Origin of the sequence: Corynebacterium sp. 74A, assembly GCF_008930665.1 — a bacterium.
Taxonomy (GTDB): domain Bacteria; phylum Actinomycetota; class Actinomycetes; order Mycobacteriales; family Mycobacteriaceae; genus Corynebacterium; species Corynebacterium megadyptis.
The window spans coordinates 326,203-340,672 of record NZ_PQMG01000003.1 but is presented as its reverse complement, the minus strand read 5'-3'; the positions used below and the strand labels follow the sequence as shown (position 1 = coordinate 340,672).

General features: G+C 63.4%; 14 protein-coding genes. 13 read left to right on the top strand and 1 reads right to left on the bottom strand.

Going from position 1 to position 14,470, the window contains the following annotated elements; all coding sequences use genetic code 11:
- Positions 1-7 precede the first annotated feature (7 nt).
- The 12 genes from hemW (at position 8) to GBB11_RS06525 (ending at position 12,373) form a co-directional block, all read left to right on the top strand.
- A complete protein-coding gene (hemW, locus tag GBB11_RS06580; protein WP_225979145.1) occupies positions 8-1,147 on the top strand; it encodes a radical SAM family heme chaperone HemW in 1,140 nt (379 codons plus the stop codon).
- A gap of 28 nt (positions 1,148-1,175) precedes the next feature.
- Complete coding sequence (gene hrcA, locus GBB11_RS06575; protein ID WP_151549280.1) at positions 1,176-2,213, top strand: heat-inducible transcriptional repressor HrcA; 1,038 nt, start codon at positions 1,176-1,178, stop codon at positions 2,211-2,213.
- A 93-nt stretch (positions 2,214-2,306) separates the two neighbouring features.
- A complete protein-coding gene (gene dnaJ / locus GBB11_RS06570) occupies positions 2,307-3,443 on the top strand; it encodes a molecular chaperone DnaJ (protein WP_151549279.1) in 1,137 nt (378 codons plus the stop codon).
- Positions 3,444-3,448: 5 nt separating this feature from the next.
- On the top strand, positions 3,449-4,210 hold the full coding sequence (locus GBB11_RS06565; protein WP_151549278.1) for a 16S rRNA (uracil(1498)-N(3))-methyltransferase: 762 nt from the start codon (positions 3,449-3,451) through the stop codon (positions 4,208-4,210).
- A gap of 40 nt (positions 4,211-4,250) precedes the next feature.
- Positions 4,251-5,246 carry a PhoH family protein gene (locus GBB11_RS06560; RefSeq protein ID WP_151549277.1) on the top strand — a complete coding sequence of 332 codons (996 nt, stop codon included), beginning with the start codon at positions 4,251-4,253 and terminating at the stop codon, positions 5,244-5,246.
- A complete protein-coding gene (ybeY, locus tag GBB11_RS06555) occupies positions 5,243-5,845 on the top strand; it encodes an rRNA maturation RNase YbeY (protein WP_151549276.1) in 603 nt (200 codons plus the stop codon). The genes GBB11_RS06560 and ybeY overlap by 4 nt, the downstream gene beginning before the upstream one ends.
- Positions 5,846-5,848: 3 nt before the next feature.
- Positions 5,849-7,177, top strand: a complete 1,329-nt coding sequence (locus tag GBB11_RS06550; protein ID WP_151549275.1) for a hemolysin family protein — start codon at positions 5,849-5,851, stop codon at positions 7,175-7,177.
- Between the two features lie 18 nt (positions 7,178-7,195).
- Positions 7,196-8,110 (top strand): GTPase Era, encoded by a 915-nt coding sequence (gene era, locus GBB11_RS06545; RefSeq protein WP_151549274.1) that lies wholly within the window; start codon positions 7,196-7,198, stop codon positions 8,108-8,110.
- 15 nt (positions 8,111-8,125) lie between these two features.
- The gene (recO, locus tag GBB11_RS06540; RefSeq protein WP_151549273.1) at positions 8,126-8,869 is read left to right on the top strand and encodes a DNA repair protein RecO; all 744 of its coding nucleotides are present in this window, start codon (positions 8,126-8,128) and stop codon (positions 8,867-8,869) included.
- Between the two features lie 15 nt (positions 8,870-8,884).
- Positions 8,885-9,625 (top strand): isoprenyl transferase, encoded by a 741-nt coding sequence (locus tag GBB11_RS06535; protein WP_151549272.1) that lies wholly within the window; start codon positions 8,885-8,887, stop codon positions 9,623-9,625.
- A gap of 160 nt (positions 9,626-9,785) precedes the next feature.
- A complete protein-coding gene (locus GBB11_RS06530) occupies positions 9,786-10,928 on the top strand; it encodes a VIT1/CCC1 transporter family protein (RefSeq protein ID WP_151549271.1) in 1,143 nt (380 codons plus the stop codon).
- A gap of 302 nt (positions 10,929-11,230) precedes the next feature.
- On the top strand, positions 11,231-12,373 hold the full coding sequence (locus GBB11_RS06525) for an HNH endonuclease signature motif containing protein (RefSeq protein WP_151549270.1): 1,143 nt from the start codon (positions 11,231-11,233) through the stop codon (positions 12,371-12,373).
- Between the two features lie 3 nt (positions 12,374-12,376).
- Here the strand turns inward: GBB11_RS06525 and GBB11_RS06520 are convergent, their stop codons facing one another.
- Positions 12,377-12,811 (bottom strand): Fur family transcriptional regulator, encoded by a 435-nt coding sequence (locus GBB11_RS06520; RefSeq protein WP_151549269.1) that lies wholly within the window; start codon positions 12,809-12,811, stop codon positions 12,377-12,379.
- A 266-nt stretch (positions 12,812-13,077) separates the two neighbouring features.
- Between GBB11_RS06520 and GBB11_RS06515 the strand changes: the two genes are divergently transcribed.
- Positions 13,078-14,463, top strand: coding sequence for a glycine--tRNA ligase (locus GBB11_RS06515; RefSeq protein ID WP_151529172.1), 1,386 nt, complete (start codon positions 13,078-13,080; stop codon positions 14,461-14,463).
- Positions 14,464-14,470 lie beyond the last annotated feature (7 nt).

The window sequence follows — 14,470 nt, the reverse complement described above, 5'->3', positions numbered from 1 at the left end:
AGCAGCCATGAGCACCTTTGGCGTGTATATTCACGTGCCCTTTTGCGCCACGCGCTGTGGATATTGCGATTTCAATACCTACACCCCGGGCGAGCTCGGTAGCGCCTCCTCCCCGGAGTCCTATCTCCAGGCATTGGCCATCGAGCTGGAGCTCTCGGCCGCCGCTACCAGCCATCGCGTGGTGGACACGGTCTTTATCGGTGGGGGCACGCCCTCGCTGCTCGGCGCGGAGAAACTCGTCTCCATTCTGGGCATAATCCGCCAGCACTATGATCTCGCCCCCGATGCGGAGATCACCACCGAGTCCAATCCGGAATCCACCTCGGCCCGCTATTTCGAGCAGCTGCGCGCGGGCGGTTTCACCCGCGTGTCTTTGGGGATGCAATCCGCCAGCGAATCGGTGCTGGCGACCCTCGATCGCACCCACACCCCAGGACGTGCCGCCACGGCAGCGGAGCAGGCGCACGCCGCCGGCTTCGAGCACGTGAACCTCGACATGATCTACGGCACCCCGGGCGAAACGGATGATGATGTGCGCCTCACGCTGGAGACGATCCTGGGCGCCGGGGTGGACCACGTCTCTGCCTATGCGCTGATCGTGGAACCCAACACCAAAATGGGTCGGCTGGTGCGCACCGGGCAGCTGCCGGCACCCGACGATGATGTGATGGCCCGCCGCTATGAGCTCATCTCCCAGGGCCTCGAAGCGGCCGGGCTCGACTGGTATGAGGTGTCCAATTGGGCCCGCCCGGGCGGGGAGTGCCGGCACAATATCGGCTACTGGAGCGATGCCGACTGGTGGGGCGCTGGGCCTGGGGCGCACTCGCATATCGGCGACCAGCGCTTCTATAACGTCAAGCATCCGCGACGCTACTATGAGCGGCTCGGCCGCGCCGAGTTGCCGATTCAGGAGACGGAGCAGCTCAGTGCTAGCGACCGCCACACCGAGCAGATTATGCTGGGCCTGCGCATGCGCGAGGGGATAGCGCGGAGCGCGCTGGACCCGGCTGCTGCGGAGACGATCGACCGCTACGTCGATCGCCAGCTACTGAGCGTCGATAAGCACCGGCTCAGACTGAGTGATCAGGGGCGCCTCTTGGCCGATGGGATCATCGCCGATCTGTTGCTCGCGGAGGAGGAGCACTAGGCTGGTGCGTTAAGAGGGAGGTAGATGCATGTCCACAGCCACTGATGCGCGGCGTGTCCGCGTGCTGCGCGCGATCGTTGCCGATTACATCAGCTCTCAGGAGCCCGTGGGGTCGAAGTCGCTGGTGGAGCGCTATAACCTCGGGGTGTCCTCGGCCACCATCCGCAATGACATGGCGGTGCTGGAATCGGAGGGTTTTATCACCCAGCCTCACGCCTCCTCGGGGCGGGTTCCCACGGAGAAGGCCTATCGCAGCTTCGTGGACTCTATTCATGACGTCAAACCGCTCTCGCTGCCCGAGCGGCGCGCCATCCTCTCCTTCCTGGAGGAAGGGGTGGATCTTGAAGATGTGCTGCGGCGCGCCGTACAGCTGCTCTCCCAACTCACCCGCCAAGCGGCGGTGGTGCAGATGCCGATGCTGCAGGTCTCGCGGGTCAAGCACTGCGAGGTGGTGCTGCTCAGCCCCGTGCGGCTCTTGCTCGTGCTCATCACCGATACCGGCCGGGTGGAGCAACGCAATGTGGAGCTCGAGGATGTGATCGAGCCGGAACAAGTGGGGCAGCTGCGCCACGCCCTTAACCGGGCCCTGGGCAATCACACTCTCTCCGATGCCTCGGTGGCGCTGGCGGATCTCGCCTCCCATGCGCCGCACGACATCCGTATTCCCGTGATCACCTGCGCCACCGTGCTCATCGAGACCCTCGTGGAGGCGCCCTCCGATCGCCTCATCTTGGCCGGTGCCTCCAATCTCAGCCGCGCCCGTGGCGACTTTCCTCAAGGGCTCCCCGAGGTGCTCGAGGCGCTGGAGGAGCAAGTGGTGGTGCTCAAGCTGCTCTCCAATGCCCACGATCTCGGCTCCGTGCGCGTCTCCATCGGCGACGAGCACGAGGAGTCGGAGCTGAAGCACACCTCGCTGGTGGCCACCGGCTATGGCACCGGCGAACGCCTAGGTGGCATGGGGGTGATGGGGCCGACCTATATGGATTACTACGGCACCATGTCCAAGGTGCAGGCCGTGGCCAGTTATGTGTCGCGGGTGCTCACGGATGAATATCACGGGGAATAATCCCGTGAAGTTTCTCCTTGTAGGGGAGGAGACTAAGCTATCGGTGTTTGAGCACTGTCAATATACAACTACTTAGGGGAAAGATTAAGACTCGTGGCTCGTGACTACTACGGAATCTTGGGCGTGGACTCATCGGCAAGCGATGCGCAGATTAAAAAGGCGTATCGCAAGCTGGCCCGCAAGTACCACCCAGATGTCAACGATACCGAGGAGGCAGCGGAGAAGTTCCGCGAGATCTCGGTGGCCCAAGAAGTCCTGCTCGATCCCGAGAAACGCCGCATCGTGGACATGGGCGGGGACCCGATGGAGCAGCGCGCTCAAGGCGGCTACGGCGGTGGATTCTCCGGTGGCGGCTTCGGCGATATCTTCGAAGCCTTCTTCGGTGGCGCCGGCGGGGGCGGCCGCGGCCCGCGCTCGCGGGTGCAGCCCGGCAACGATGCCTTGCTGCGCACCGAGATCTCCCTAGAGGAGGCCTTCCGCGGCGTCAAGAAGGACATCACCGTCGATACCGCCGTGCTCTGCGATCGCTGCGAGGGCACCGGTTCGGAGTCCAAGTCCGCGCCCGAGACCTGTGGGACGTGTCATGGTAGCGGCGAGATCCAAGAGGTGCAGCGCAGCATCCTGGGCAATGTGATGACATCCCGCCCCTGCCGCGCTTGCCAAGGCTTCGGCGAGATCATCAAGGATCCCTGCTCGGAGTGCTCGGGCGAGGGGCGGGTGCGCAAGCGCCGCGATCTCGTGGTGTCTATTCCGCAGGGCATCGCCGACGGCATGCGCATTCGCATGGCCGGCCAGGGCGAGGTCGGACACGGCGGCGGGCCGGCCGGCGATCTCTACGTGGAGGTCAGCACCACGCCGCACCCGGTATTCACCCGCGATGGCGATACCCTGCACTTCACCGCGAAGGTGCCCATGGTGGATGCGGCGCTCGGCGCCGCTCTCACCGTCACCGATCTCCGCGGCGAGGAACTGACAGTGGACATCCAGCCGGGCTCTCAGCCCGGACAGACCGTACGCATGCACGGCGCCGGCATGCCGAAGCTGCGCGCCGAGGGCGCCGGTGACATGGTGGCCCACCTCGACGTCATCGTGCCCACCGAGCTCAACGACGCCTCCCGCGAGCTGCTGGAGAAGGTGCGTGCCCAGTCCTCCGAGTCGGTCAAGGTGCATAGCCAGGACCGTGAGGGCGAGGGTTTCTTTGACCGCGTCCGCAGCCGCTTCCGCAGGTAAGAGCAGTGTCCCTTCCACTCTTTCTGGACCCCGAGCTCGCGGCGGCCCCGCCGGTGGGCGCGCGCGTGGAGCTGCGCGGCCAAGAGGCCACCCACGCCGGCACCGTGATGCGGCTCGGCGCGGGCGAGCAGCTGCGGCTGAGCAATGGCCGCGGCCTCGTGTTGCGCTGCGAGATCGCCGCCCCGCCCAGCAAGCAGCGCGTGGAGCTGATTGTCTGCGCGGTGGAAGAGGTGGCCGCGCCGCGGCCACGGGTGAGCATCGTCCAGGCGTTGCCCAAATCCGAGCGGGCGGAGCTCGCTGTGGATCTCGCCACCCAGGGAGGGGTCGATACCCTCATTCCCTGGCAAGCCAGTAGGTGTATCGCCAAGTGGCCGGCGCAGAAGCGCGCCAAGTTGCACGGCAAATGGGTGAGCACCGCGGTGGCGGCTGCCAAGCAGTCCCGCCGCCCCGTCGTGCCCGAGGTGGAGCAGCTGCACCAGACCGCTGACATTGTGCAGCGCATCGACGCCCTCACCGCCGCCGGTGGGCTGGCCTATGTGCTGCACGAGGAAGCCACCGAGTCGCTGGGCACCGCCACCGTTGATGCCCCAGAGATCATGCTCATCGTCGGCCCCGAGGGCGGGATCAGTGAGGAGGAGCTGGCGGCCTTTCGCGTGGCGGGCGCCCAGCCGGTGTTGCTCGGCCCCGAGGTGCTGCGCACGGCCAGCGCCGGGCTGGTGGCGTTGGCCGCGATTGGTTCGCGCACTCCGCGCTGGCATCTACGTTAAGCTGCAGTGGACACTCCGGAAAGGACAAGAAAGAGAGCACGTGGGAATCTACGAGCGCACAGAAACCGCATCGCTGAGCTATAGCATCGAGCCGCAGCTGGCCCAGGCGGTCTGCGGGATCAATGACGAGAACATCAAGGTCCTCGACAACCAGCTGGCCTGCGATTTCTTCGTGCGCGGCAACGAGGTCACCCTCACCGGGCCCGCCCCCGTGGTGGCTCGGGCGCGCCGCGTGCTGAACGAGCTGCAGGCCATGGCGCGGCGGGGGCACGTAATCACCCGCGATGCGGTCAAGCACACCATCACCATGGTGAGCGTCGAGGCCCCCGAGGGCGTTAATCGCCGCCTGGCCCAGGAGATCGTGGCCCGCCGCGGCAAGGTGATTCGCCCCAAGACCCGCGGCCAGCAGGACTATGTGGATGCCATCGATGAGCACACCGTGGTCTTCGGTATCGGCCCGGCCGGCTCCGGTAAAACCTATTTGGCCATGGCCAAGGCGGTGCAGGCTCTGCAGTCCAAGGCTGTGTCGCGCATCATTCTCACTCGTCCCGCCGTGGAGGCGGGGGAGAAGCTGGGCTTTTTGCCCGGCACCTTAAATGACAAGATCGACCCCTATCTGCGGCCGCTCTATGATGCGCTGCGCGACATGATGGACCCCGAGGCCATCACCAAGCTCATGGAGGCCGGCGTGATCGAGGTGGCGCCCTTGGCCTATATGCGCGGCCGCACCCTGAATGATGCGTTCGTGATCCTCGACGAGGCCCAGAACACCACGCCGGCGCAGATGAAGATGTTTCTTACCCGCCTCGGCTTTGGCTCCACGATGGTGGTCACCGGCGATATCACGCAGGTGGATCTGCCTGGTGGGCAGAAGTCCGGGTTGCGCATTATCCGCGAGATCCTCTCCGGGGTAGAGGATATCTACTTCGCCGATCTCGGCGCCGAGGACGTGGTGCGCCACCAGCTCGTGGGCGCCATCGTGGATGCCTATGACGAGTATGATGAACGCCAGCTCAAGCGGAAGGCCCAGCAGTGAGCATCGAGATTTTTAATGAGTCCGGATATCCGGGCGTCAACGAGGAAGCACTCATCGACGTCGCCGGTTTCGCTTTGCGACGCATGGACATCAACCCAGCCGCAGAGCTATCCATCCACATCGTGGACCTCGACACCATCGCCGATTTGCATGTGCGCTGGCTGGATCTAGAAGGCCCCACCGATGTGATGAGCTTCCCCGTGGACGAGCTCACCCCCGGTTCCGGTGGGCGCCCCGACGCCGCCGACCCCGGCCCGGCCATGCTGGGCGATATCGTGCTCTGCCCCGAGTTCGCCGAGCGCCAAGCCACCAAGGCCGGACACAATCTTTCCCACGAACTGGCGCTGCTCACCGTGCACGGCTGCCTGCACCTGATGGGCTTCGATCACCTTGAGCCCGAGCAGGAACGGGAGATGTTCGCGCTGCAAAATGAGCTTTTGGCCGACTGGTACGATGACATCCACGAGCGCGAGCTCGAGTTTCCCGCCAAGCCCTCGGGGGCATCTGCTTTTCCCAGCGCGGCCGATCGCGCCGGTTTGGACGAGACCCTGACCGATACAGAAGGACACATTCCGCCGATCGCGGAGCCCCGCCCCTAACTTATGGACCCCACCTTATTGCTCATCTTCGTCCTCGGGGCAGTGGTCGCCACCATCGCCTCCGCGGCTTTCGGCACCATTGAATCCGCTGTCAGTTCCATCTCTCCCGCCCGTGTGGAGGAGATGGTCAAAAGCGAGAAGGAGGGGTCCAAAACCCTCCTGAAGGTGTTGCAGCGCCGCGCCGACAACATCAATCTCTTGGTGTTGCTGCGCACGCTTCTCGACGCCATCGCGGCGGTGCTCATTGCCCTGTTCACCGTGGACCTGATCGATGGCAAGGCCTGGGCGCTGCTGATCGCGGTGCTCGGCTTCAGCCTCATCAACTATCTCGTGGTGGGCGTGTTCTCCCGCACCGTGGGGCGCAAGAACCCCTACACGGTCTCTTTGCGTTCCGCCGTGGTGCTCTCTGCCATCGGCTATGTGCTGGGCCCGATCAGCCGCATTCTCATCTGGGTGGGCAATAAGCTCACCCCCGGCGATGGTTTCCGCGATGGCCCCTTCGCCTCCGAGGTGGAGGTGCGCGAGATGGTGGACATGGCCCTCGAGAACGGCATCGTGGAAAACTCCGAGCGCAAGATGATCCAGTCCGTCTTCGACCTCACCTCCACCACGGCTCGCCAAGTGATGGTGCCGCGCCCCGAGATGGTGTGGATCGAGCAGGACAAGAATGCCGGCCAGGCCACCTCGCTGTGTGTGCGCTCCGGTTACTCCCGCATCCCTGTGATCGGGGAAAACGTGGACGATATCGTGGGCGTGGTCTATCTCAAGGACCTCGTGCAGCAGACCTACTATTCCACCGATGGCGGCCGGAGCGTGGCCGTCACCGATGTGATGCGCGCGCCCAGCTTCGTACCCGATTCGAAGTCCCTCGACGAGCTGCTGCAGGAGATGCAGCTGCAGCGCTTCCACATCGCGATGTTGGTGGACGAATACGGCGGCATCGCTGGGTTGATCTCCATCGAGGACATCCTGGAAGAGATCGTGGGCGAGATCGCCGACGAGTACGACTCCGATGAAATTGCCCCCATCGAGAAGATCTCCGAGCGGTGCTACCGCGTGCACGCCAAGCTCTCCCTCGACGAGCTCGAGGAGTTTGTGGCCGAGGAACTCGAGCAGGATCTCGAGTTCGACGATGACCTCGACGTGGACACCGTGGGCGGGCTCATGGCCTTCGGCCTAGGGCGTGTGCCCCTGCCCGGCTCCAGCACCCACACCCACGGGCTCACTCTGACCGCGGAAGGCGGTACGGATCGCAAGGGCCGGATGCGTATTGTCACCGTGGTGGTCAGCGTCGATAAGCCAGCGGAGCAGGACGAAGAGCCGCAACGCTGATCGCGTATGCTTAAGCGCATGTTCACCGATACACCTGAAGGTTTCCGCTCCGGCTTTGTGAGTTTCGTGGGAAGGCCCAATACCGGCAAGTCCACGCTGATGAACGCCCTGGTGGGCGAGAAAGTGGCCATTACCGCCGATCAGCCGGAAACCACGCGTCACACTATTCGCGGGCTCGTGCACCGCGAGGACGCGCAGGTGGTCATCGTGGATACCCCAGGGCTGCACCGCCCGCGCACCCTGCTGGGTGAGCGCCTCAATGAGATGGTGGCCGAGACCTACGCCGATGTGGACGTCATCGGCATCACCATTCCCGCCGATGAGAAGATCGGGCCCGGCGATCGGTGGATCGTGGAGAACGTGCGCAAGGTGGCGCCGCACACCACCCTGCTGGGCGTGATCACCAAGGTGGATAAGGTCAGCCGCGATACCATCGCCGAGCGGCTGCTGCAGGCCCATGAGCTGCTCGGGCCTGAGGCGGAACTCGTGCCGGTCTCGTCCATGTCGGGCGAGCAGCTCGATGTGCTCATGGACGTGATTGTGGGGCTGCTGCCCGAGGGACCGAAGTTCTATCCCGACGATCACATCACCGACGATTCCACCGAGAAGCGCATGGCCGAGCTCATCCGCGAGGCCGCCCTCAGCGGGCTGAAAGAGGAATTGCCGCACTCGGTGGCCGTGGAGATCGACGAGGTGCTGGACGATCCCGAGCGCCCCGGGGTGAAAAACGTGCACGCCGTGATCTATGTGGAGCGGCCTGGGCAGAAGAAGATCCTCATGGGTAAGGCCGATCGCCGCTATGGGCGCATCGTGCACAACGCCCGCCAAGAGATCATGCAGCTGCTGGGCCATAATATCTATCTCGACCTGCGTATTAAGGTGCTCAAAGACTGGCAGCAGGATCCCAAGTCCTTGGGACGACTCGGGTTTTAGGGGAGGTCCTCACGCGTGCGACGCGGCAGCTTCCGCGACCGCGCCCTCGTGGTGCGCACCTATGATTTCGGCGAGGCCGATCGCATCGTCGTGTTGCTCACGCGCGAGCACGGTCTGGTGCGTGCGGTGGCCAAGGGCGTGCGCCGCGCCCGCTCGCGTTTCGGCTCACGGATCCAGCGCTTCGTGCTTCTCGACGTCGAGTGCTACCCAGGCAAGAACCTGGCGCTCATCACCGGCGCAGACACGGTGAACTACTACGCATCGGGCATCATCGAGGACTATCAGCGCTACAGTGCGGCCTGCGCCGTGCTCGAAACTGCCGAAAAGCTCTCCCTGGCGGATCTGCCCGATGCGGCCCTCTTCGATCTCGCCGCCGCCGCCCTCGACTCCCTGCGCCACGATGACACTCCGCTGCTCAGCCTCGATATTTTCCTCTTGCAGGCGATGGGCAGCGCCGGTTGGTTGCCCGAAATGTTCAACTGCGCCCACTGCGATAAACCGGGGCCCCACCGCGGCTTCGACCCCGGCTCCGGCGGGGCCGTATGCGCCGAATGCCGGCCACCCGGTGCCTCCACCGTGCCCACCGAGGCGCTCCGGCTCATGTGGTGGATGGCGCACGGCCGCTATGATGCCATGGCCCGCGCCCAGCAGGCCGATCCGGTGCAGTGGGCGGCGCTGGTGGATACAGCGCACCGTTTGATCACCGATCACGTGCAATACCACCTCGAGCGGGGTGTGCTCAGCCTGCGGGCGGATTAATGGCACAATGAGGGAGTGAATTCATCTGCACTTACCCCGCCGAACATTCCCGCCGAGTTTATTCCGCGCCATATTGCGCTGGTCATGGACGGAAATGGGCGCTGGGCTAAGGAACGCGGCCTCAAGCGCACCGAGGGCCACAAACGCGGCGAAGCCGTGCTCATGGATGTGGTGGATGCCTGCCTCGCATTGGGTGTGGACTATCTGTCCGCCTACGCCTTCTCCACCGAGAACTGGCGGCGCAGCACGGACGAGGTGCGCTTCCTCATGGGCTTCAACCGCGATGTGCTGCGGCGGCAGCGCGATGTGCTCAACGAGAAGGGCGTGCGGGTGCGGTGGGCAGGCCGCCGCCCGCGGCTGTGGCGCAGCGTCATCCGCGAGCTAGAAGAAGCCGAGCAGCTCACCGCCGCCAACACCCGCATGACCTTGGCTATGTGCGTCAACTACGGCGGCCGAGCCGAGATTGTTGACGCCGCCCGTGAGATCGCCCGCCAAGCCCGCGCTGGGACGCTCTCGCCTGGCGCTATCACCGAGGAGCGCTTCTCCGAGTTCCTCGACGAGCCCGATATGCCCGATGTGGACCTCTTCTTGCGGCCCTCCGGAGAGAAGCGCACCTCGAACTTTCTGCTCTGGCAGTCCGCGTATGCCGAGATGGTCTACCAAGACAAGCTCTTCCCCGATTTCACTCCCCAGGACCTCTTCGCCGCAGTGGAAGAATATGCCCGCCGCGATCGCCGATTCGGCGGAGTGAAATAAAAATTTCATCCATATCCCATGATCAACCCCGGTTGGCAGCGCCGCCACGAGGGGTTAAGATACCGGCGATCACGTGGTAATCGGCCACGTATCGTCTTCATGAGCCGTGGCGCGTGAACATATAGCGTGCGACGTGGCGCAAGCGTGAGCTGGGAGAGAAATGTCAGACAAAGCGACGTCCGCAGGAAGCCATGAGGCGAGAGGGAAGAAGGCCGCGCGGCTGCTGAGTACTGCCAGCCCCAAGCAAGTCAAGCGCTGGCGCCAATACCTCGCCAATGAACGTGCCGAGGCGGCCGTGTACCGAGAGCTCGCCCGCGGCAAGTCAGGGGAAGAGCGCGAGATCCTGCTGCGTATCGCCCATGCGGAGTCTCGGCATGAGCAGCACTGGCGTACCCTTCTCGGCGACGAAGTGGGCATGCCCCTGCGGCCGGATTTCTCCACGCGGTTTATGGCTTTTATGGCGCGACACTTCGGATCGGTATTCACCTTGGCGCTGATGCAAAACGCGGAGTCGCGTAGCCCCTATGAGGAGGACCAAGACGCCACCAGCCAGATGCAGGCCGATGAGCGCATCCACGCCGAGGTCGTCCGCGGCCTCGCGGCGCGATCGCGGGAGCGCATATCCGGTGGATTTCGCGCTGCGGTCTTTGGCCTCAACGATGGTCTCGTCTCTAACCTAGCGCTCGTGCTCGGTGTCGTGGGCTCCGGCGTATCCCAAAACGTTATTCTGCTCACTGGCGTGTCTGGTCTTTTGGCTGGTGCACTCTCGATGGCGGCGGGGGAGTACGTCTCGGTGCAGTCGCAAAAAGAGCTCCTCGAGGCATCCACCCCCGATCCCGAGGTGCGCCGCGCCCTGCCGCAGCTCGACTTTGATGCCAATGAGCTCGCCTTGGTCTATCGTGCCCGCGGGATTGATCAGCAGGAGGCCGAGAACAAAGCGCGGGCCGTGCTGCAGAGTATCCGCACCGCACATGATGCCCAGACCCCAGCCGAATTGAGCGATGCGTCCTCCGATACCAGCTCCGTGGGCACAGGAGTAACAGCGGCGTTGTCGAGCTTCGCGTTCTTTGCCGGTGGTGCCCTCATTCCCATCCTGCCTTTCCTCTTTGTCCTCTCCACCGCTACGGCCGCGCTGATTAGCACCGTGCTCGTTGGTCTCTCCCTTCTGCTCACCGGCGGCATCGTGGGTGTACTCTCCGGCGGGCCGCCGGCCAAGCGGGCGCTGCGGCAGCTGGCCATTGGTCTCGGCGCGGCGGGCGTGACGTGGCTATTGGGCACGATCTTCGGTACCAGCATCTCCTAGCTGGGCTGCTGGCTGGGCTGCTGGCTGGGCGCAGCGACGACGCTGCCCTGTCTAAAAAACTCGTGCGCAGCTATTGACTATCGAACACCTATGCGAGACGATAGTTCTAAGGGGAAAAGGTTAGGTAAAAATAGCGTGCAGGGGGAATAATGTTTGCGCAGCTAGAAGAAGGTCAATTACCCGCAGGGATCCGTACTATCTATAGTTCCCATTCGCTATGGGATGCGGTGTTCGAACGCATTAACAATACAGACTGTCGCTATAGTCACGAGCTGGCGACACTACCGTATAGCGCCCTCGAGGTGAATCGTCGCCGCATCGAGCTGATCGATTATCTCGCGGAGAGGGCGGGGGAGGGCGATGCGGTGGAATATACCGCGGCGCGCTTTGCTGGGCCTTTAGGGTGTACCGAGAATTTCGTGGTGACGCTCCTTGAGCTCTCCCAGCTTTTCCGGGACTTCCCGCTGCTCGCGGCGGTGTTGCGCCTGAGGCCAATTTTCAATGACTCGCACCTGCTGACGCTTGCCTCGGCATTAGTGGGGATTGCGCCGGAGAAAAGAGTGGACTTTGAGCTGAATTTCCTGCTCGATGTGCTGCCGCGGCGCAATAATCAGCAGCTCAAAGGGCGCTACTGGTTGCGCCGGCGCATCAACGACATCTTGGTGCGGGTGGATCCGCTCGGGGTGGATTCCAGCGGGGAGAAAGATCCGCGCCGAGCGACGCAGGAGTCAGTGAGCTTTTGGGACAATCCCGAGGGCGAGACCGGCTATATCGACATCGAGCTGAAGAATCATCGCTACCACCAGGTGATGGGAGCGATCACCCAAGTGGCCGCGCAGCGGGGGATCTCGCAGACGGATGCGCTCGTGGAGCTGATGACGCAGAACACCAACACCAAGGTGGTCTTTCATGTCTACGCCAACTGGTATGAGAAGCAGGCGTGGACTCCCGAGCAGGGGTGGCTATCGGAATACGCCACAGACGAGCTGCTCAAGCAGGTGACCGCGCTACAGCTGCTCTCTGATTCGGAGGTGGATTCCTATCAACCCACGGAGTCGCAGCGGCACGAGGTGATCGCCCGCTATGGCTGCTGCAACTTCCCAGGGTGTACCACGGCGGCATCGAAATGCCAGATGGACCACCTCCAGGAATATAACCGAGGCGGCCCGACAGCGACGTGGAATCTGCATCCACTGTGCACCAAGCATCACCGGCTCAAGACTCTCGGGGAGTACACCGTCGAGATGGATCCGCAGGGCACCACTATCTGGCGCTCCAAGGACGGTGAAGAAGCCACCTCCGTGCCGGAGGGAGTGATCAAGGATATGCGCCGGCTGACGCTGGAGGAGCGGATGCGGCGCAAGCACCAGGTGCGGCGCGAGAAGAATGAGGCGATCTACGGCACTGAGGTGCAGTCCGAGGCGGACGAGCCCGCCCCGTTCTAGTGCCTAAGGGGCGGAGTGGCGCGGGGCGCACTCGGCGCAGAAGCCGAAGACCTCGGCGGTATGGGCAGTGAGTTTGAAACCATGAGCCTGGGCGGCCTGCTGGGCCCATTCCTCCACGGGGCCACCCTCGATTTCCTCGGTCTTGCCGCAGTCGGTGCAGACCAGGTGGTGGTGATGGCCTTCCGTGTCGCAATGGCGGTAGCGCGTCTCCCCAGAGGCCATGTTCAGCACGTCCACGGCCTCAATGTCGGCCAAGGACTGCAGGGTGCGGTACACGGTGGTCAGGCCCACTCGGTAATTACGGCGGGTGAGCTCCTCGTGGATCGTTTTCGCAGAAGCGAAGGCGTCCAGATCGCGGAGAACATTCACCACAGCCGCACGCTGCCTGGTGCTACGCACGCCAAGTTTGGGGATGGTCGGGTCGTTACGGGTAGCCATCGAACTGACTCCTTCGAGTTACAGGGGAACAATCACTCGGCGGGGCTGTTATCGCCGAGACGGGGATCATCAGGCATTAGTGTAAGCCCCACAATGGGGCCGTCACAGTATTGTCATCTGTTTCCTTTAAGGTTTATCGAAATTGAAATGAAAACGGTTACATCAGGGAAGGGACGTCTCTCGGGCGAGGAGATGACAGCGGCTGCGGCCCCTAGCGATAGTATGGTTGAGACTTACATGTGTAGACGCTAAAAGAGGAGCTTCCTGTGGCACAGCAATCTGTTGTCGATTCCGTGGTCAATCTCTGCAAACGCCGAGGTCTGGTGTATCCATGCGGTGAGATCTACGGCGGCACCCGCTCGGCCTGGGACTACGGCCCGCTGGGTGTGGAACTGAAGGAAAACATCAAGAAGCAGTGGTGGCGCACCTTCGTTCAGGGCCGCGCCGACGTGGTGGGCTTGGACTCCTCGATCATCCTGCCGCGCCAGGTGTGGGAGGCCTCCGGCCACGTCGAGACCTTCACCGACCCACTGGTGGAGTCCCTGCACACGCACAAGCGCTACCGCGCCGACCACTTGCTCGAGGCCTATGAGGCGAAGCACGGCCACCCGCCGGCTAATGGTCTCGCCGACGTCAAGGATCCCGAGACCGGCCAGGACGGCAAGTGGACCGAACCGCAGCTCTTCTCGGGCCTGATGAAGACCTACCTCGGCCCCGTCGATAATGAGCAGGGCCTGCACTATATGCGCCCCGAAACCGCCCAGGGTATCTTCATCAACTTCAAAAACGTGATGACGACCGCCCGCCTCAAGCCGCCCTTCGGTATCGGCCAGGTGGGTAAGGCCTTCCGCAACGAGATCACCCCGGGCAACTTCATTTTCCGTACCCGCGAGTTCGAGCAGATGGAGATCGAGTACTTCGTCAAGCCGGAAGAAGCGCCGGAGAAGTTCGACGAGTGGGTCGATGCCTGCTGGAACTGGTTTATCGATCTGGGCATCAACCCCGAGAACATCCGCCAGTTCGATGTGCCGCAGGACGAGCGCGCCCACTACTCCGATCGCACCATCGATTTCGAGTACAAATTCGACTTCAGCGGCAACCCCTGGGGCGAGCTCATGGGCGTGGCCAACCGCACCGATTTCGACCTCTCCAGCCACATCACCGCTTCCGGCGAGGACCTGTCCTACTTCGACCAAGCGAGCGGCGATCGCTATGTGCCCTACGTGATCGAGCCCTCCTTTGGCCTCACTCGCGCCCTCATGGCATTCCTCTGCGATGCCTACACCGAGGACGAGGCCCCGAATGCCAAGGGTGGCGTCGATAAGCGCACCGTGCTGAAGCTCGATCCCCGCCTGTCTCCGATCAAGGTGGCTGTGCTGCCCCTGTCCAAGAAGGAAACGCTCACCCCGACTGCCGAGAAGGTGGCCGATGAGCTGCGTAAGTACTGGACCATCGACTATGACGTCTCCGGTGCTATTGGCCGCCGCTACCGTCGTCACGACGAGATCGGCACCCCCTTCTGCGTCACCGTGGACTTCGACACGCTCGAGGACAACGCAGTCACCGTGCGTGAGCGCGACACCATGGAGCAGGAGCGCGTCTCCATCGACCAGCTGCAGGGCTATCTGGCTCAGCGCCTCATTGGCTGCTAAGGAGTAG

Excerpts from the sequence above, each read along its gene's own strand:
- GBB11_RS06520 (WP_151549269.1), bottom strand. The coding sequence starts at position 12,811 with ATGGCTACCCGTAACGACCCGACCATCCCCAAACTTGGCGTGCGTAGC.
- hemW (WP_225979145.1), top strand. The coding sequence starts at position 8 with ATGAGCACCTTTGGCGTGTATATTCACGTGCCCTTTTGCGCCACGCGC.
- GBB11_RS06550 (WP_151549275.1), top strand. The coding sequence starts at position 5,849 with ATGGACCCCACCTTATTGCTCATCTTCGTCCTCGGGGCAGTGGTCGCC.
- era (WP_151549274.1), top strand. The coding sequence starts at position 7,196 with ATGTTCACCGATACACCTGAAGGTTTCCGCTCCGGCTTTGTGAGTTTC.
- hrcA (WP_151549280.1), top strand. The coding sequence starts at position 1,176 with ATGTCCACAGCCACTGATGCGCGGCGTGTCCGCGTGCTGCGCGCGATC.
- GBB11_RS06530 (WP_151549271.1), top strand. The coding sequence starts at position 9,786 with ATGTCAGACAAAGCGACGTCCGCAGGAAGCCATGAGGCGAGAGGGAAG.